Origin of the sequence: Rhodococcus sp. H29-C3, from assembly GCF_030063405.1 — a bacterium.
GTDB lineage: Bacteria > Actinomycetota > Actinomycetes > Mycobacteriales > Mycobacteriaceae > Rhodococcoides.
Window position 1 is genome coordinate 212622 of the sequence record NZ_JASITC010000004.1, and the last position, 18613, is coordinate 231234.

Here is an 18613-nt window from a genome sequence, read left to right on the forward strand (position 1 = left end):
CTGCCGAATGTTCGAGACAGTTCGGAGGTGTGCGGCCATGACATGGGCGGTGCCCGCCATCGCCGGTCTCCTGATCGCGTTCGCCGCGATCTCGGGACGCATCGACGGAACCCCGATCACTGCGCCGATCGTCTTCACCGTCGGAGGCTTAGCGCTGGGTGTAGCAGGGTCCGATTTGATCGAACTGGACTACGCCGGTGAAGCGGTCAAACTTCTCGCCGAACTGACGCTCGGGTTGGTGTTGTTCGTCGACGCCTCGCGCATCGACTTTGCCGCACTACGGCGCCAGCTTGCGCTGCCTGTCCGATTGCTCGCGCTCGGGCTTCCAGGGACGATCGCGCTCGGAATCGTTGCCGTACTTGTAATTTTCGACGAATTCTCGCTGCCGGAAGCGATTCTGCTCGCCGTCATTCTTGCCCCCACCGATGCCGCACTCGGGAAGGCGGTCGTGACTCTGCCGTCACTACCGACGGTGGTCCGTCAAGGTCTCAACGTCGAGAGCGGGCTGAACGACGGCATCTGCGTGCCGATCTTCTTGGTCGTGCTTGCGATTGCACACACGGAGACCGGAACGATCGGAGGTGGTGCCGCCGCCGTCCTGGTTCTCGAGCAGATCGGTTACGGTGTCGCCGCAGGCATCGTTGCGGGAGCCGTTGCGGGAACTGTCCTCGTCCTCGCCGGACGCCGAGATTCGATTGATCCGTTGTGGGTTCAGATCGTCCCGGTAGCGGCTGCTGCACTCGCCTACACCGCGGCCGTCGGGGTCGGTGGCTCCGGGTTCATCGCAGCATTCGTCGGAGGGCTGGCGTTCGGAGTCATCCGCAGGCGGGCCGGCGGCGACGTGTCACACCTGATCGAGGAATTCGGGGATCTTTCCAGCGCAGTGACATTCATCGTCTACGGTGCTGTCTTGCTCGGGCCCGCACTCGGTAGTCTGTCCTGGGCCGTACTCGGGTATGCCGTGGTGAGCCTCACCGTTGTCCGCATGCTGCCCGTCGCAGTGGCAATGATCGGTCTGCACGCCCGGGCACCGACCGTTGGGTTCGTCGGGTGGTTCGGGCCGCGTGGTCTCGCTACCATCGTCTTCGTCATCCTCATCGTCGAAGAACCTTACGAATTGCCCCACGAGAGTCTTCTACTGACGACCGCGGTGATCACGATCGGGCTTTCCGTTGTGGCCCATGGACTTACCGCGGCCCCGCTCGCCGGGCGATACTCGAGGTGGTATCGATCGTCCTCTCAACGCACGTGACCGACTCGCTGCGGCCGAGCGAGTCGGAAGAGTCGAACCCAGTCCATCGCCGGTGTGGGCGGGCGAACTCCGGGACGAACCCGCGGTACGCGGACGCGGAGAGCGCGCGGGGTGATGGTGCAGCGCACCGGGGTCCCGAGCATGAGAGCCTCACGGTCGACACCGACCGGAATCATCGGTTCGTCCGCGTCGACGGTGATATCGCCCGAGAGATGTTGAGTCAGTCCGTGTCGATGTGTACGGCGGAGGAGTCCAACGGCTTGACGTGCACTGCTCACCGAGATCGTCACCACGCCGAGAAGGCCGTGGTCCAACCGCGCCCGATGTCCGAGGCCGACCAAATCGTGAGTTCGATACGGTCCATTGCTCACCAGTACGGCTTGCGGTCCTTCGATCTCGAGATCGCCGAGGTGGGCGATCAATCGAGCACCGTCGTGGCCCGCGATCACGTCCGGCAGCATCTGCAGGATCGTTCCGGTTTTCGCGTCGCGGTACGCGGGGCTCTGCACTACCTGCGCATAGGCACCGAAGGAGGCGTTGTTGACGAAAGTTCGCCCGTCGATGGTGCCGAGGTCGACACGCAGCTCGACGCCATCGGACAGCGCGTCCAGACATCGGCCCGGATCGGTGAGGTCCAACCCGAGATCCGACGCAAAGTGATTGCGAGTTCCAGCACTGATCACCAAGAACGGAAGGTCGTACTCGGCGGCGACACCGGCAACGAGAGCTTGAGTCCCGTCACCGCCGGCCACCCCGAGCAGGTCTGCGCCCCGCTCCACAGCTTTCCTGGCCACAGTTTCGACGTCGACTGTGTCCGGTCCTTCGAGTAGCACCACCTCCGCACCCAGGGCCTCGGCTCGCTTCTTCAGATCGAATCGTCCTACCTTCCCGCCACCCGATCGCGGATTCATGATCAGGAACGGGCTTTTCGGAATCGACGCAGCGTGCTCGGGCGTCGGCGCATCCTTGGTAGCGCCACCGAGGGCGGCCCGGGCGGACAGTGCGGCAAGTGCGGCAAGTCCGAGAGCTAGTATCGCCACCCACAACAGCTGCGCGCGAACAAGGTAGACGACGACCACGATCGGCGCGAGAACCGCGATGGTCAGCGAAATCCATCGGAACACACCTCGACTCGTGAGGAACCAGAACAAAGCCGCGACGCCGACGACGAGGGCACAGACGGTCACCGCGAACAACGCCAGCGTCCGTGCGCCCGCGAACACGACGAGCACGGCCACCGCGCCGATCACCGCGCCGAATGCAGCCCGGGCCGACCAGCGCTGCCTGACGGAAGAGCGTTGTTCGTAGTGAAGACTCATAACGACACCTCAGTGATCAGCGTGCTTCTACATCGACCGTGTCCTCGACGCTAATGCCAGGTGCCCGCTGCGCGCGTCGCCCACCATGGGCGAATTTGCCCGCACCTACCTTCACGGATCGCCCGGGGTCGAGGGATCGGTGGACTCGGGAACCAGCGCGGGTTCCGGACCACGAAGAACCCGGCCGATCGGTCCTTCGTCGAGGGCAAGAGCTTTGGTGACAGCAGCGGCACCGACGATGATGACGGAATATCCGAACAGCCAGCTGATCGAAGTGAATACCAGACCCCACTGGCCGAATTGTGCTTCTGCTGTCTCGGTGATTCGGGGGAGGACGACGCGTCCTCCGGCGCGAAAAGCAGTGAGCCCCGCCGCGGTGAGAGCACCGGTCGCCCACAGCACTCGGCCGGATACCCAGCCTCCTGTGAGCAGATGCGGGGTGAGTACCCACACGAACAGCCATACGGCGAACTCCACCAAGAGTGCCAGGGGTCTGCCGACGAACCTGAGCTCGGCAACCGAGCGGGCGATTCCGAGCAGCGGTACCGACATGGCGACTATGAACAGGACCACCATCCACCGCCAGGCATGATTCAGACCGCTCGGCGGCATGTTCCAGATTTTCCCGTAGATCCGGGTGAGGGTGCGAGCGAACGAGGTGCCGCTGATGACGATCATCAACAGCCCCACTACGCCGAAGGTCGCAAACGACGGATCCGTCGCCTGGAGTCCACCACTTCCGCCGGGTCCCGAGGCAGGATTGAATCCGAACTGATCGTCTATTCCGTGGGCTACCAGGTCCCAACCGGAGAACATCGTGGCGGCAATGATGACGGGGAGAACCGACGTGAAGATCTTGGCGGCGAGCGTCATTGCACGATCGAAGAGTTCGATTGCCACGATCTCTTCGATCACCCGCCGAAACGTCCTGCCGGGTGAGGTTCTCTCGAACCAGCCATCTGCTTCGGTTCGCGCGTGGCGAGCCTCCCGGGCCAGAACCACGGACAATTTTGTCGGCCTCACCCCGTCGACTCAACTCCGGTTGGGTGGGTGTGTCTTCGTCCGTGGCAGATGAAGTGGGAGTAGGTCGACGGTGCCGCTCACCACCACTGTTCGGGTCGCTCGAGGTGCCATTGCAGCACGTTCTCCAGTTGTGCGGCAACGGAGACCAGCAGCGGTTCCGAGGATTCGTGGCCCATCAATTGCAGACCGATCGGCAGGCCGTTCGTGGTGAAGCCGGCCGGGATGTTCACACTCGGCCATCCAAGAACGTTCCACGGCCAGGTGTAGGGACAGTGTTCGGTGATGATGCGGTCGGTCTCGCTGTTGGTTTTGTCGTCGATTGCTTCGATCAGCGGCGGTGGAGTAGCCGTCGTCGGAGCCAGCACGATGTCGTATTCGTCGAATATTCGGCCGATACGACGCCGGATCCGCGGTTCCGCGGCGCGAGCTGCGCGCAGCGGGGCGCCGGAGAGGGCGCGCCCGTGTTTTGCGTTGGCGCGGGTCCGCGGATCGGCCAGCGACGCATCCGGGAGCTGATCGAGCCAGGCTGCCACTCCGGCCAGTGAACGGGGAAGGAAATTGAGCCCCAACGTAATTCCGTATTTCGGATCGTCAACGACGACGTGATGGCCCAATGACCGCAGCACCGCTGCCATCTCGTAGGCCGCCGCCGAGATCTCGGGGTCCAGTTTCGAGGGTGTCGGAATGAACGGCTTGCGCAGGCTCAGCGCGATCCTGAGCGGGCCTGGATTGCGACCGACCGCGTCCGAGACCTGCAACGGAGCGGGCTTGTGCACATCGCCGTCGTGACTACCCGAGACGATATCGAGCAGAAGTGCCGCATCAGCGACGGTCCGCGCCAGCGGGCCGATGACGGTGATGCCGTTGAAGGCCTCGGGCTGGGGCCACGTCGAGATGCGTCCACGCTGCGGTTTGATTCCGACGAGATTGGTCCACGACGCCGGAATGCGCACCGAGCCCGCACCATCGGAACCCAGCGCAGCCGAGACCAATTCGGCGGCAACCGCCGCCGAACTCCCGCCGGACGAACCGCCGGGCGTGTGCGTGCGACTCCAGGGATTTCGAGTGTGCCCGAACGCGCTTCCACCGGTGAGCGGCCACTGTCCGAGTTCTGGACTATTCGTTTTACCGACGATGACGGCACCGGCGTCGCGAAGTCTGCGCACCACCTCCGAATCGACGGTTGCCCGCGGGAACTCTCCGGCACATCCGAAGGCCGTCGGTTCACCAGTGACATCCACGTCGTCCTTGACCGCGATCGGCACGCCCAGCAGGGGAGCAGTGTGCCCTGTTGCACGTAGTCGATCGGCCTCCGAGGCCTCCCGCAGTGCGGCGTCACCTCGCACGATGCGGAACGCATTGAGAGATGGCTGACTCTTCTCGATCCGGTCCAGCGACTCGGTGACGGCCTGAACTGATGTGATGCGGCCTGTTGCGAGTGCTGCGGCCTGTTCGACGAGGGTCGCGCGAGAAAAGTCCACGCTGGCACAGTATCGAACCTGCGCGAGGGAGATGGGAACCGCCGGACCAGCGTGGGAGTATGGAGGACGTGAGGCTCTATCGGGACAACGCAGTCGTGCTGCGCCAGCACAAGCTGGGCGAGGCCGATCGGATTGTCACGCTCCTGACCCGAGACAACGGAATCGTCCGTGCGGTGGCGAAAGGCGTGCGGCGCACCACCTCGAAGTTCGGTGCTCGCCTGGAACCGTTTGCACACATCGACGTGCAACTTCATCCCGGTCGTAACCTCGACATCATCACCCAGGTCCACACGGTCAATGCCTTCGGTGGCGACATCGTCTCGGACTACGGTTGCTACACCACCGCGTGCGCGGTGTTGGAGACCGCCGAGCGTCTCGCAGGCGAGGAGCACGCGCCAGCGAGGCGCCTGCATCAACTGACGGTCGGAGCCCTGCGTGCACTCAGTGACAGGGCGCGGCCACCGGAACTGATCCTCGACGCCTTCCTGCTGCGTGCAATGGGGTACGCCGGGTGGGCGCCGTCGTTGACCGAGTGCGCCCGGTGCGCCGCTCCCGGCCCACATCGGGCGTTCCATGTCGCGGCCGGCGGCTCCGTCTGCGTTCACTGCAGGCCGCCCGGGGCAGCGACCCCGATGGCCGGTGTACTCGACCTGATGATTGCCCTCGAGCGTGGTGAGTGGGTCTACACCGAGACGACGTCGGCTGTCGTGCGTAGTCAGACGAGTGGCCTAGTTGCCGCACATCTGCAGTGGCATCTCGAGCGTCAGTTGCGGACGTTGCCCCTGATCGAACGATCGAAGCCGCATCAGGCCGAGGCTGAGTCGGTCCGAATATCCACCGTCGGGCAGGATGAAGACCGTGATTCGACGACGCGAACCGCGTACCCGGCCTGACGAGGAGATCGCTGTACGCCCACCGGACCCGCACTCGTCGGGCGCCCGGCCGCCGATCCTGCAACCCGAGCTGATCCCACAACATGTCGCATTGGTCATGGACGGCAACGGTCGGTGGGCGCAGGACCGAGGCCTGCCGCGTACCGCGGGACACGAGCGCGGTGAAGCAGTGCTCATGGATACGGTCAGTGGCTGCATCGACATCGGCGTGAAATGGCTCTCGGCCTATGCGTTCTCGACGGAGAACTGGAAGCGTAGTCCCGACGAGGTGAAATTCCTGATGGGATTCAACCGCGACGTCATTCGGCGTCGACGCGACGAAATGAACGAGATGGGTGTTCGCGTTCGATGGGCCGGCCGTCGACCTCGCCTGTGGCGCAGTGTGATCAAGGAGCTCGAGGTCGCCGAGGAGTTGACGAAGCACAACACCGTCATGACGCTGACGATGTGTGTCAACTATGGCGGACGGGCCGAAATCGCCGACGCGACAAAGGAAATAGCGCGGCTGGTCGCACAGGGAAAACTCGATCCGGAGAAGATCACCGAAGCGACCGTCGCCAAGTATCTCGACGAGCCCGACATGCCCGACGTCGACCTGTTTCTGCGGCCGTCCGGTGAGCAGCGCACTTCCAACTTCCTGCTGTGGCAATCGGCCTACGCGGAGTTCGTCTTTCAAAAGAAGCTGTTCCCGGACTTCGACCGCCGGGATCTGTGGGCGGCATGTGTCGAATTCGCTTCCAGAGACCGCAGATTCGGTGGAGTCAAGTATGAGTGAACAGTTGTCCCTGCAATCCCGCGCCCAGATTGCGCTGACCCAGTTCGCTACCGTCACAGTGGCAGACGAGGGGTCGCTGGGGTTCGACTACGCGGGGGCCTTGTGCTCGTTGCGTTCGCTCGTGCTGTCGCCGGGCCTCGAAGTGCTTTCTCTGACCGCGGTTCTGGCGTGGGATCGCCCGGTGAAGGCCTCGCTGCACAAGAAGGTCGCAGACCGAAACGCCGAGTCGCAGTTCGGCTCGATCTCGGTCAATGTCAACGGAAAGATGGCCGACGTACTGCTGCGGTACACATTTCCGGCCAGCGGCCTCGACGACGAACCGCTGATGACGATGCTGGTTCTCGTGCTCGCAGGCGTCGAGAAGGCACGGGTAGGGCTCTTGCCCTGAGGCTTACTTGTGGAGGGCTGAGCTAGGAGTTGGCTCGGCATTCGCTGCAGGTGCCGAAAATTTCGACCGTGTGGCTGACGTCGCTGAACCCGTTGTCCTCGGCGACATCCTGCGACCATTTCTCTACGTCTACGCCCTCGACCTCCACGGTGTAGCCACAGAGCCGGCACACCAGATGGTGGTGGTGCCCGGACGAGCATCGCCGATACACCGATTCGCCGGTGTCGAGGCGAAGAACGTCCACGGTGCCTGCGTCGGCGAGGGTCTGCAACGTGCGGTAGACGGTGGTGAGGCCGATGCCTTCTCCGCGCTTGCGGAGTTCGTCGTGCAGATCCTGAGCGGATCGGAACTCCTCGATGCTGTCCAGGAGGTCGGAGATCGCGCTCCGTTGTTTGGTAGCCCGCACTCCGGCAATGACGGGCTTTCGGGGACGGGCAGTATCGGTCGACGAACTGTCGGTCATGGGTGTTTTCAGCCTTCCTCGGCATGTGCGACGGCGTCGACGACGATGTGAGACAGATGGTCGTCGACGAGACGGTAGAGAACTTCGCGGCCGTTGCGCTCACCGCGGACGACTCCGGCAGCCTTGAGAACGCGCAGGTGCTGGCTGATCAACGGTTGGGTGACGCCGAGGGCGCCGACCAGCTCGTGTACGCAGCGTTCCGATTCGCGTAGTTGAAGCACGATCGCGATACGTACCGGTGCAGCGAGAGCGCGCAGGATGTCGCCTGCGGCTGCCAGGGTTTCCTTCGGCGGAATCGGTGCCGGGGGAGAAGATGCGAACGGGTCGTGGGAATGGTCGTCGAGAGCCTGAGATGGGGAATCGTCGGCAGCATCACCGCTCCGGTGGGACGGGTTCGTCTCTATCGTTGCCAAGAGGATCTCCCTACGTTTCGAACGTCTTTCGTCGGTGTCAGGCCCACGCACTTGGTGTTAATGCAAATCACTTCCATTTTGATATGCAGGAGTATGCATGTCAAACCAAATGGGGACCGTTCGGAGATACGCCGCCCGACCGATAGGCTGGCGCGAGGCCAAGCGCCTGCAACGACCCCCTCGAACACCGAAGATGGAGAGCTCCGCCAGTGGCACCCAAGTCCAAAGTCGACACCGTCGCCAACCTCGCCAAGCGTCGAGGTCTCGTATACCCCTGCGGCGAGATCTACGGCGGTACCAAGTCTGCCTGGGACTACGGCCCGCTGGGCGTCGAGCTCAAAGAGAACATCAAGAAGCAGTGGTGGCGAAACATGGTCACCAGCCGCGAAGACACCGTCGGCCTCGACTCTTCGGTCATTCTGCCGCGTCAGGTCTGGGAAGCGTCGGGTCACGTCGAGACTTTCAGTGACCCGCTCGTCGAATCGCTGATCACCCACAAGCGCTACCGCGCCGATCACCTTCTCGAAGCGTACGAGGAGAAGCACGGGCATCCGCCGGAGAACGGCCTAGCCGATATCCGCGATCCCGAGACCGGCGACCCGGGCCAATGGACAGAACCGCGCGCGTTCTCCGGCCTGCTCAAGACGTTCCTCGGACCGGTCGACAACGAGGAAGGGCTGCACTACCTGCGGCCCGAAACCGCTCAAGGCATCTTCGTGAACTTCGCCAACGTGCTGACGACATCCCGCAAGAAGCCACCGTTCGGCATCGGCCAGATCGGCAAGAGCTTCCGCAACGAAATCACCCCCGGAAACTTCATCTTCCGCACTCGCGAGTTCGAGCAGATGGAGATGGAATTCTTCGTCAAGCCCGGCGAGGACGAAGAGTGGCACGAGTACTGGATCGACTACCGCATGAAGTGGTACACCGACCTCGGTATCGACCCGGAGAACCTGCGCCTGTACGAGCATGCCAAGGAGAAGCTCTCGCACTACTCCAAGCGCACCGTCGACATCGAGTACCGCTTCGGCTTCCAGGGAAGCGCCTGGGGCGAGCTCGAGGGCGTTGCCAACCGCACCGACTACGACCTCTCGGTGCACTCGAAGGTATCCGGCCAGGACTTGAGCTACTACGAGCAGGCCACCGACACCCGCTACACGCCGTACGTCATCGAGCCGGCGGCCGGTCTGACTCGTTCGCTGATGGCATTCCTCGTCGACGCGTACTCCGAGGACGAGGCACCCAACGCCAAGGGCGGCGTCGACAAGCGCGTCGTACTCAAGCTCGACCGCCGCCTCGCGCCGGTCAAGGTTGCCGTCCTGCCGCTCTCGCGTAATGCCGATCTGACGCCGAAGGCGAAGGATCTGGCACAGCAATTGCGTCAGTACTGGAACGTGGAATTCGACGACGCCGGAGCCATCGGCCGTCGATATCGTCGCCAGGACGAGATCGGTACGCCGTTCTGCATCACCGTCGACTTCGACACCCTCGACGACCATGCCGTCACCATCCGCGAGCGCGACACGATGGCGCAGGAGCGGGTCGCTCTCGATCAGGTCGAGGGCTACCTCGCGCAGCGGTTGCTCGGAGCCTAGAACGCCCGAGTCGAGGTGCCCGAACGTCGTGTTCGGTCACCTCGACACAGGTTCGAATTTCTCACCGACCGGACGCGCGCACCCGCCTAGAACCGGCCGCCGCCGCCACCGAAACCTCCGCCTCCTCCGCCACCGCCCCCGAAGCCTCCGCCGCCGCCGAAGCCTCCGCCTCCGCCGAAGCCGCCGCCCCCGCCGCGTAGGACGCTGTTGATGAGGATTCCGCCGAGGACCGCGCCGGCCACATTCCCACCGCCACCGCCGCCGCGTGGGCGATTGCGATCTTCCCAGTCTCGGACGTCGGCCTGCGCGCTCTGAGATGCCTGCGTGGCCAATTGTGCTGCGGCCTGAGCATGCTGGAGCGCCTTCGCCGGGTCCGAGGACTCCAGCTGGCGAGCAGCCTCGAAATGACGTTCCGACTCGGCGAGGCGGGTTCGCGCTTCGGCTCCGACGCCGCCGCGCCTGGTCGATATGTAGTCCTTGGCGGCGGTGATCTGCGACTGAGCTCCGCCGATGTCACGCGCGAGTCGGGCGCGCATAAGCTCCTCCTGCTCCTTCACCTCGGTCGCGTCTTCGATCGTTGCGTCCAGTTGTTGATCTGCAGCAACGAGTTGGTTGTAGCTTCCGAGCGGATCCGATGCCTGGGACGCCTCGGCGTTGCGCAGTGCCTGTTCGGCCGCCGCGCGCGTCTTGTCCAAATCGGGCCCACCGTGCCGACTGAGCGTTGCAGCATCGGCGATGTCTTTACGCACCTCTTCGATGGCGGCCGGAAGCGTCGCTATCGCATTACGGATATCGCTCTGCGCGTGGTCGACTGCGTCGAGCAAGACGCGTGCGTGTTCGGCTGCCTTTTCTGCGGTTCGGACGGCGGAGACCAGTTCACCCTGCTTGCCCGCGGGTCGTGCAGCTGCCTCTCGGCCGACGGCGATGTTCGACTCGGCGAGTTCGATTGCCTCGCGAGCCATATCGACGTTCGCTTCGATCGATGCGAGCGCTGCCGGCGCAAATTCGGTGCGCAATTGTTCGAGAATCTGCTGAGACTCGGGGATTCGGACAGTCAAGCCGACGACGGTCTGCGTCAGGGAATCCAGCTTCGATCCGGCATTGATGAGCAGATCTCGCATCGATTCGAATTCCGCTACGCGAGAGTCGAGTTCGTGATCGGCTCGGCCGCACGAGGAAATGATGTGAATGAGCATGGAGCGTCGTTGATCCGGCGTTTCCGGAATGGCGTCGTCGAGACGCTGCCGCATTTCGAATGCGGACGCGAGTGCTTTCTTTGCTTCCTGGTATGCACTGATGAAGGGCGCTGCAGTTCGATCGCCGAACTCCGATCGTGCGATGGTCAACTCTTCCTTGCTTGCGCGCACGGCGTTGTCCGTCTCCACGAGCATCGAATGGGCGCGAGCATCGAGTACATCGAGCGGAAGCGCGCTGAGTGCCGCAGTATCGGTCGGATCGATGGTGTGCGCAGCTTCGATGCTCGCCTTGTGCAGCTTCCTCTTTCGGCGAGAGGAGTAGGCGACGGCTCCGCCGCCGGCGACGAGTACTGCGCCCGCGCCGATCAGCCACGGTGTACCGGACCCGTCCGAGCCGGAGGAGGTGTAGGCCTCGTCGAGGCTTCCTGCGGTGGAGATGGCCGCACCGGACCAATCTCGCTGTGCCAACGCCGGCTCGATCTGATCGACGCGGATCGACTCTTGCTCCGCCGCGGTGATCTCCGTCAAGGACTTGTCGACGCCGAGGTAGTACGCCCGACCGTCCGTCGCTACAGCAAGAAGTACGTCCCGCTGCCCGAAATCGCTCGCGGTGTACGTCTGTTCTGCCCAGCTCTCGGAGGACAAGTTGTCGAAATCGGAGACGAAAGTAACCCAGAGTCGGATACGGCTGTTGTCGTAGAGATCGTCGATCGCGGCCTGAATATCTCCGGTGCTCTGCTCGTCGAGCACCTGCACTTCGTCGGTGATCTGCGTGTCGAGGCGCGACGGCGGTTCGGCCGAGGCGGTCCCGGCGGGGCCGAGTAAAGCGGTGAATCCCAGGACGGTGGTGAGTGCGCTGTATGCGAGAACTCTCCGGACCGCAATGAACGCGGGTCGGTGCTCTGCCTGATCGACTGCCATAGGTACCGAACTTACCGGGAGGGCAACCCATGACACATGTCATGCCGAGAACATGACGCACGGAAGGGGTTCGACGCCCTCGACGCGAGCAGTGTTGATCTCATGACAACGACACCTTCGGTGCATCTGGACCACCTGAGCAAATCTTTCGGAAATGTCCGAGCCGTCGCGGATGTGAGTCTGCGCATCGAGCCGGGGGAAGTGGTGGCCTTCCTCGGCCCCAACGGCGCAGGGAAGACGACCACCATCGACATGATGCTCGGTTTGGTGCGACCGGACTCCGGGACGGTGAGCATCTTCGGCGAGACACCCGCAGACGCGATCAGCGCGGGGCGGGTCTCGGCCGTGATGCAGTCCGGCGGTCTGCTCAGAGACCTCACGGTGCGCGAAACGGTCCGGCTCACCGCTGCATTGTTTCCGCGGACACAACCGGTCGACGAGGTCATCGAACGCGCCGGAATCACCGCCATCGCCGATCGGCGTGTCGCGAAGTGTTCGGGCGGTGAGCAGCAACGCCTGCGGTTCGCGTTGGCACTTCTGCCCGAGCCTGATCTGCTCGTTCTCGACGAGCCCACGACCGGGATGGATGTGGAGGGGCGACGTGATTTCTGGAACGCCATTCGCTCCGATGCGCGAAGCGGGCGCACCGTTCTCTTCGCTACCCACTATCTCGACGAGGCCGATGCCTATGCAGATCGCATCGTGCTGCTTCGCCACGGGCGGATCGTCGCCGACGGCAGTGCCGCGGAGGTCAAGAACCTGGCCTCGGGTCGCACCGTGTCTGCCACGGCAGTCGACGTCGACCAGCGAGCACTCCTGGCCCTTCCGGGGGTCGACCGGGTGGAAACGCGGGGAGATCGAGTGATCGTCCACGGACAGGACTCGGACGCCGTCGCGCGCTATTTACTCGGCATCGACGCCGTCGACCTCGAAATTGTTTCTCGGGGACTCGAAGACGCATTTCTCGCACTGACCACCGACCATCCATCGGATCTCGCAGGGAGTTCGATATGACTGCAACACACACGACTTCACGTCCGACCCTGAAGCTCGGTGGATTCAGCCCCACCTTCCTCGGCCTGGAGATCAAGAGATTGATTCGTAACCGTCGGACGGTGCTGTTCACCCTCGTCATGCCGCCGGTGTTCTTCGTCATCTTCGGGACCGCGTCGGATTACTCGTCGAACTACGCGTTCGCACACGGCAACGTCACCGCGTTCATCGCCATCAGCATGGCGGTCTACGGGGCAATGCTCGCCGCTACCAGCGGGGGCGCAATGGTGTCCGTCGAACGTGCACAGGGATGGAGTCGACAACTTCGTTTGACCCCGTTCAAGCCGGTCGCCTACATCGTCACCAAGATGGCAGTGGCGATGACCATGGGACTTGCCTCCATCGTCGTCGTGTTCGCGGTAGCTTCCGTCTTCGGCGCCGATATGCCGATCTGGGTGTGGATCTCGACGGGCGTCATTGCATGGCTCGGTAGTTCGGTCTTCGCGGCCTTCGGATTGTTCATGGGATATCTCCTGCCGTCCGAGAACGTCATGCAGGTACTCGGCCCAGTTCTCGCCGTTCTCGCGTTCGCAGGCGGGCTCTTCGTGCCGCTGGCCGACAGCGGCTGGTTCCCTTTCGTCTCCAAATTCACCCCGCTCTACGGGCTCGCCACGGTGGCACGCGCTCCCTTCACCGATCCCAGCGCCGCTACCCTCGCGGTGGCCGTGCTCAATCTCGCCGTGTGGGCAGGCGTATTCATCTTCGGTGCCGCCGTGCTGTTCCGTCGCGATACCCAACGTGTCTGATTCTTCGCTTACTCATGCTGCCGACACCGATAACGTAGGCAGCATGAGTGAGCAGATCGATCCACAGGCGCAGGAGGGTGGCGACCACTTCTGGCGGTTCGGCCCGATCTTCGCTGCGGCGTGGTTGATCTACCTCGCCTATCCCATCGGCGAGGTACTCGCCAAGCCCTCGTGGTTCGCTCGGATAGCTGGGCTGGCACTCGTGGTCGGGTTCGCGCTGCTCTTTCTCGGTACGTTCTGGGCATTTCGGCACGGACACCGCCACGATCGGCCGATGTCCTCGGCGCTGGCTTGGAGTTCACTCGCCTCGATGCTGGCGATCACGGCCCTGCTCTCGCTGATGCTGGGGACGACCGCCTTCGGTCTGACCATCTACATCGCAGTTCTTGCTGTGATGATCCTGCCTTCGATTCAGTCGGTCACGCTCGTTGCTGCGATGCTCGCAGCTGTCGAACTACTGCCGCGATTCGTGCCGGACTGGGAACCTGACAGCTTCTTCGGGTTCCAACTCATCGTGAGTGCCCTTGCCGCCTGGGGTATTACGCAGATCTTCCGCCGAAACCACGAACTTGCCGAAGCCCGACAACAATTGGCGGACCTCGCCGTCGTAGCCGAACGCGAACGAATGGGGCGCGATGTCCACGACATCCTCGGACACTCACTCACCGTGATCACCGTCAAAGCCGAACTCGCCGGACGTCTGATCGACCTCGACCCTGCGCGAGCCGCCGTCGAGATCGCACAGGTCGAAGCACTCGCACGGGAGGCTCTCGGCGATGTGCGCAGCACGGTCAGTGGTGCTCGGCGCGTGGACATCGCGGTGGAGCTCGGCAATGCACGATCGGCGCTCGACGCCGCGGGGATCGGAGCGGACCTGCCTGCCGACGCCGACGATGTCCCTCTGCGAAACCGTGAACTGTTCGGTTGGGCATTGCGTGAGGGTGTCACCAACGTCATCAGGCACAGTGGTGCGCGACGATGCTTCGTCGCACTCGATCCGACGTCGATCGTCGTGTCCGACGACGGCCGCGGGATGGCTACCAATGCGGACTCCGGGGGCAATGGTCTTCGCGGTCTCGGTGAACGAGTGAAAGCTGCCAACGCCACACTCGTGCTCGGCAGCGGAGAATCCGGTGGTTTTCGCGTGGAAGTGATGTCGCAATGACAATTCGACTGTTGCTCGCCGACGATCAAGCGTTGGTGCGCGGAGCTCTGGCGGCCCTACTCGAGCTCGAATCCGACCTCGAGGTGGTGGCCGAAGTCGGCCGCGGCGATCAGGTCGTTGCCGCGGCGCTGCAACACACACCCGACGTTGCGCTCCTCGATGTGGAAATGCCGGGTATCGACGGGATCGCTGCCACCGCGGAACTGCGCACTCACGTGCCCTCGTGTCGAGTGTTGATCGTCACAACCTTCGGCCGACCCGGTTATCTGCGGCGCGCCCTCGACGCAGGCGCCGACGGATTCGTGGTCAAGGACACCCCGGCTCGTCAGCTCGCCGATGCGGTCCGGCGCGTGAACATGGGACTCCGCGTCGTCGACCCGACGCTGGCCACGGAGACACTGACGGCCGGGGTGTCGCCGTTGACGGCCCGTGAGCAGCAAGTGCTCAGAGAAGCGGCAGCAGGGGGCACGGCAGCCCGGGTAGCACAAACGTTGCACCTGTCCGAGGGCACAGTGCGTAATCATCTATCCGCAGCCATCGGCAAGACCGGCACGAGCACACGCGCCGAAGCAGTTCATATCGCTCTCGATCGTGGCTGGTTGTGAGGTCTCGACGAGCATTGAGTGCGCGCGAGCAACTAGCATTTCGAGTGGCAGTGCGGAGAGTGCGACAGTATCGGTCGTTCATCGGCCTTCGAGGTGCTGCCTGCGACCTCGCTACCGCGACGGCTCCTAGCAGCCTTCGACGTGCTGGTGTCCTGACTTTTCGTGACTTCGTACCCCGCAGGCTTGCCACGGAGTGCGCTCTAAGTTGTACCGTCGCGGAATGACCACACCCCAGGCTCCGCTCGGCTCCGGCTTCGGCCACCAGACCACCGCCGACGAGGTACTCGTCGGCCTCGACCTCACCGGCCGGCTCGCGATCGTCACCGGCGGCTATTCCGGCATCGGCATCGAGACCACCCGGGCGCTCGCCAAGGCGGGCGCCCGGGTGGTCGTGCCGGCGCGGCGGGCCGAGGTGGCGGCTGCGGAACTGGCCGGGATCGAGGGGGTCGAGGTCGATGAGCTCGACCTGGCCGACCAAGCGAGCGTGCAAGGGTTCGCCGAGCGTTTCCTGGCCACCGACCGTGCGGTCGACATGATGATCAACAACGCTGGCGTGATGGCCTGCCCCGAGACCCGGGTCGAGAACGGGTGGGAAGCACAGTTCGCTACCAACCACCTCGGCCACTACGCGCTGTTGAACCGGCTCTGGCCCGCTCTTGCTCGCGCGGCGGGCGGCGCCCGTGTCGTCGCGCTGTCATCGTCGGCGCATGCCCTTTCCGGCATCCGCTGGGACGACGTGATGTTCGAGCGTGAAGCCTACGACCCCTGGCTGGCTTACGGCCAGTCGAAGACCGCCGCCGTGCTCTTGGCCGTCCACCTGAATTCGCTTGCCAAATCCCACGGGTTCCAAGCCTTCGCGGTGAACCCCGGCGGCATTCTCACCCCGCTGCAACGGCACATGCCGAAGGCCGACATGGTCGAACGTGGGTGGATCGATCAGGAGGGCACCCCCCTGATGACTGACGTGTTCAAGTCGCCCGAGGCCGGTGCGGCCACCGCGACCTGGGCCGCGACCTCCCCTCAGTTGGTCGGGCTGGGTGGGGTCTACCTCGACGACGTCGACATCGCGGCCCCGTCGCCGGACGACCAGTCCCCCTCCGGCGTGCACCCCTGGGCGACCGACCCTGAGCAGGCCGCCCGGTTGTGGGCGCTCTCCGCCGAACTCACCGGCCTCGACGCTCTCGCCTGACCGCGAGACAGGAGCCGACCCGGGGGCAAGGCAGTACCTCAGCTGATAACCCGGAGGAACGCCGCTGGTTGTGAGGCCTCGGCGACCGCAGGCGCGTGAGGCTGGCAAACTCGAGGAGTGAACTCGACTCTCGACCGCGATCGGTACGGCGAACCTCAAGGGGATCCCTACGAGACCTACGAAGCCGTCCCGGACCGGCTCGGCTTCTTCGGCACGCTCAGACGATGGACGACGCGGCTCATCCTGGGCGTCGTGCTGATGGGTCTCCTCGTCGTCGGCGGCACGGCCGTTCGAGTCTGGCAAGTGGCGCGGATCGACGACAATTCCCCGGCCGAGGCGATCGTGGTTCTCGGTGCGGCCCAGTATTCGGGTACTCCGTCGACTGTGTTCGAGGCACGCCTCGATCAGGCCGCCTCCCTGTACGAACAGGGTGTGGCACCCGAGATCGTCACCGTCGGCGGCAAGCAGGAAGGTGACCTGTTCACCGAGGCCGCGTCGGGGCGCAACTATCTGATCGAACAAGGTGTACCCGCGGACAAGATCACTGCTGTCGAGGAGGGTTCGGACACTCTCGAAAGCATCGAGGCGGTCAGCGATACTCTCCGCGAGCAGGGAAGATCGTCCGTGGTGCTGGTCAGTGACCCGTGGCATTCGTTGCGCACTCGCACGATGGCCAGGGATGCAGGCCTCGACGCATGGACCTCGCCGACGAGGACGGGCCCTGCGGTGTACACCAGGGAATCGCAGGCCCACGGAATTGCTCGCGAGACCGGCGCACTGCTGTGGTATCAGCTCACCCACTTCACCGCCGACTTCTCCTACACGGCAGGGCAATAGCGGTGAGTGGCTACACCGATCACGACCTCGAACGGTTCGTCGCGGAACCGCGTAAGACGGCAGGGCTCGACGGTGGTCAGGAGAATGCATCCCACCGCAGCGCGTTCGCGCGCGACCGAGCACGAGTACTGCACAGCGCCGCGCTGCGGAGGTTGGCCGACAAAACTCAGGTCACCGGGCCGCGTGACGGAGATACCCCGCGTACTCGATTGACGCATTCGCTCGAGGTGGCGCAGATCGGGCGCAGCATCGCCGAAGGACTCGGCGCCGATCCGGACCTGGTGGACCTGGCGGGGCTCGCACACGACATCGGTCACCCGCCGTACGGGCACAACGGGGAGAGAGCGCTCGACGAGGTCGCCGAGAACTGCGGCGGGTTCGAGGGCAATGCGCAGAACCTACGAATCCTTACCGGTCTGGAACCGAAGACCCTCGACGCCGACGGCACCAGCGTCGGCCTCAATCTCACTCGCGCATCTCTCGATGCGGCGATCAAATATCCGTGGCTGCGGCCCTCGCCCGGAGCAAAGTTCGGCGCGTACGAGGACGACGGCTGGATCCTCGATTGGGTTCGAGCGGGGGCACCGAACCGGCGCAAGTGCCTCGAGGCCCAGTCGATGGACTGGGCCGACGACGTCGCGTACTCGGTCCACGATGTCGAAGACGGCGTGATCGGCGCCAGAATCGACCTCAGAGCACTCGGCGATCGTTCCGAACAGCGCGCATTGGCCGAACTCGGCATCAGGGAATTCCGTGGTCTCGACGCAGCCGAGCTGATCGAGGCTGCGGATCGACTCTCGCGCATGCCGGTTGTCGTGACGGCCGGTCGGTTCGACGGGACACTCGAAGCGTCGGTGAAGCTCAAGCACCTCACGAGCGAACTGGTCGGGCGATTCGCGACCGCTGCGATCAACGGCACCCGCGACAAGTGGGGCAGCGGGTCACTGTCGCGGTACGACGCCGATCTGGTCATCCCCGCCGTCGTCGCTTCTGAGGTGGCGCTCCTGAAGACGATGGCGTTGCGGTACGTGATGTCCGACGCCGGCCACAAGATGCGTCAGGAACGGCAGCGGGAACGAATCCACCGCGTCGCGCAATGGTTGTTGCGCTCGGCGCCGGGGGAGTTGGACCCGATTCTCGTACCGGCATGGAACCGCGCCCAGGACGACGCGCAGCGCACTCGAGTGGTCGTCGATCAAATTGCGTCGTATACCGAAAGTCGGCTCGAGCGGATCGACAAGCGCAGCCTGGGAGCTCAGGCCAGTTGGGGCTGATCTGATTCTTCGCAGCCGGTGCGCG

The 18613-nt window shown here is 64.1% G+C and carries 18 protein-coding genes; 12 read left to right on the forward strand and 6 right to left on the reverse strand.

What is annotated here, in order from left to right; genetic code table 11:
* Nucleotides 1-37 precede the first annotated feature (37 nt).
* Nucleotides 38-1252 carry a cation:proton antiporter domain-containing protein gene (locus tag QMK32_RS11170; RefSeq protein ID WP_283474983.1) on the forward strand — a complete coding sequence of 405 codons (1215 nt, stop codon included), beginning with the start codon at nucleotides 38-40 and terminating at the stop codon, nucleotides 1250-1252.
* Here the strand turns inward: QMK32_RS11170 and QMK32_RS11175 are convergent.
* The 3 genes from QMK32_RS11175 to QMK32_RS11185 all read right to left on the reverse strand — a co-directional run bounded on the left by QMK32_RS11175 (nucleotide 1240) and on the right by QMK32_RS11185 (nucleotide 5075).
* Entirely contained in the window at nucleotides 1240-2571 is a 1332-nt protein-coding gene (locus tag QMK32_RS11175) for a diacylglycerol/lipid kinase family protein (RefSeq protein ID WP_283474984.1), read from the reverse strand. The two genes, QMK32_RS11170 and QMK32_RS11175, sit on opposite strands and share 13 nt — an antisense overlap.
* Before the next feature lie 111 nt (nucleotides 2572-2682).
* Nucleotides 2683-3573, reverse strand: a complete 891-nt coding sequence (locus tag QMK32_RS11180) for a hypothetical protein (protein WP_283475337.1) — start codon at nucleotides 3571-3573, stop codon at nucleotides 2683-2685.
* A gap of 98 nt (nucleotides 3574-3671) precedes the next feature.
* A complete protein-coding gene (locus tag QMK32_RS11185; RefSeq protein WP_283474985.1) occupies nucleotides 3672-5075 on the reverse strand; it encodes an amidase in 1404 nt (467 codons plus the stop codon).
* 68 nt (nucleotides 5076-5143) lie between these two features.
* Here QMK32_RS11185 and recO point away from each other — a divergent pair, with 68 nt between their 5' ends.
* The 3 genes from recO to QMK32_RS11200 are packed head-to-tail and all read left to right on the forward strand — an operon-like array spanning nucleotide 5144 to nucleotide 7131.
* Nucleotides 5144-5968 (forward strand): DNA repair protein RecO, encoded by an 825-nt coding sequence (gene recO, locus QMK32_RS11190; RefSeq protein WP_269304551.1) that lies wholly within the window; start codon nucleotides 5144-5146, stop codon nucleotides 5966-5968.
* Complete coding sequence (locus tag QMK32_RS11195; RefSeq protein ID WP_283474986.1) at nucleotides 5925-6743, forward strand: isoprenyl transferase; 819 nt, start codon at nucleotides 5925-5927, stop codon at nucleotides 6741-6743. Before recO ends, QMK32_RS11195 begins: the two co-directional genes overlap by 44 nt.
* On the forward strand, nucleotides 6736-7131 hold the full coding sequence (locus tag QMK32_RS11200; RefSeq protein ID WP_269304265.1) for a hypothetical protein: 396 nt from the start codon (nucleotides 6736-6738) through the stop codon (nucleotides 7129-7131). The genes QMK32_RS11195 and QMK32_RS11200 overlap by 8 nt, the downstream gene beginning before the upstream one ends.
* 22 nt (nucleotides 7132-7153) lie before the next feature.
* Here the strand turns inward: QMK32_RS11200 and QMK32_RS11205 are convergent, their stop codons facing one another.
* A complete protein-coding gene (locus QMK32_RS11205) occupies nucleotides 7154-7594 on the reverse strand; it encodes a Fur family transcriptional regulator (protein WP_283474989.1) in 441 nt (146 codons plus the stop codon).
* Between the two features lie 8 nt (nucleotides 7595-7602).
* Nucleotides 7603-7890, reverse strand: coding sequence for an ArsR/SmtB family transcription factor (locus QMK32_RS11210; RefSeq protein WP_136172813.1), 288 nt, complete (start codon nucleotides 7888-7890; stop codon nucleotides 7603-7605).
* Nucleotides 7891-8216: 326 nt separating this feature from the next.
* On the opposite strand from QMK32_RS11210, the gene QMK32_RS11215 reads away from it, so the two are divergent.
* Complete coding sequence (locus tag QMK32_RS11215) at nucleotides 8217-9602, forward strand: glycine--tRNA ligase (protein WP_136171884.1); 1386 nt, start codon at nucleotides 8217-8219, stop codon at nucleotides 9600-9602.
* An 86-nt stretch (nucleotides 9603-9688) separates the two neighbouring features.
* Here the strand turns inward: QMK32_RS11215 and QMK32_RS11220 are convergent, their stop codons facing one another.
* A complete protein-coding gene (locus QMK32_RS11220; RefSeq protein ID WP_283474991.1) occupies nucleotides 9689-11719 on the reverse strand; it encodes a TPM domain-containing protein in 2031 nt (676 codons plus the stop codon).
* 102 nt (nucleotides 11720-11821) lie between these two features.
* On the opposite strand from QMK32_RS11220, the gene QMK32_RS11225 reads away from it, so the two are divergent.
* From QMK32_RS11225 to QMK32_RS11255, 7 genes are all read left to right on the forward strand, one after another.
* The gene (locus QMK32_RS11225; RefSeq protein ID WP_283474992.1) at nucleotides 11822-12733 is read left to right on the forward strand and encodes an ABC transporter ATP-binding protein; all 912 of its coding nucleotides are present in this window, start codon (nucleotides 11822-11824) and stop codon (nucleotides 12731-12733) included.
* On the forward strand, nucleotides 12730-13518 hold the full coding sequence (locus QMK32_RS11230) for an ABC transporter permease (RefSeq protein ID WP_283474995.1): 789 nt from the start codon (nucleotides 12730-12732) through the stop codon (nucleotides 13516-13518). Before QMK32_RS11225 ends, QMK32_RS11230 begins: the two co-directional genes overlap by 4 nt.
* A 43-nt stretch (nucleotides 13519-13561) precedes the next feature.
* Nucleotides 13562-14683, forward strand: a complete 1122-nt coding sequence (locus QMK32_RS11235) for a sensor histidine kinase (protein WP_283474997.1) — start codon at nucleotides 13562-13564, stop codon at nucleotides 14681-14683.
* Complete coding sequence (locus QMK32_RS11240; protein WP_283474998.1) at nucleotides 14680-15288, forward strand: response regulator transcription factor; 609 nt, start codon at nucleotides 14680-14682, stop codon at nucleotides 15286-15288. The genes QMK32_RS11235 and QMK32_RS11240 overlap by 4 nt, the downstream gene beginning before the upstream one ends.
* Before the next feature lie 220 nt (nucleotides 15289-15508).
* Complete coding sequence (locus QMK32_RS11245; protein WP_283474999.1) at nucleotides 15509-16477, forward strand: oxidoreductase; 969 nt, start codon at nucleotides 15509-15511, stop codon at nucleotides 16475-16477.
* 117 nt (nucleotides 16478-16594) lie between these two features.
* The gene (locus QMK32_RS11250; RefSeq protein ID WP_283475000.1) at nucleotides 16595-17314 is read left to right on the forward strand and encodes a YdcF family protein; all 720 of its coding nucleotides are present in this window, start codon (nucleotides 16595-16597) and stop codon (nucleotides 17312-17314) included.
* Nucleotides 17311-18588 carry a deoxyguanosinetriphosphate triphosphohydrolase gene (locus QMK32_RS11255; protein ID WP_283475338.1) on the forward strand — a complete coding sequence of 426 codons (1278 nt, stop codon included), beginning with the start codon at nucleotides 17311-17313 and terminating at the stop codon, nucleotides 18586-18588. The genes QMK32_RS11250 and QMK32_RS11255 overlap by 4 nt, the downstream gene beginning before the upstream one ends.
* Nucleotides 18589-18613 lie beyond the last annotated feature (25 nt).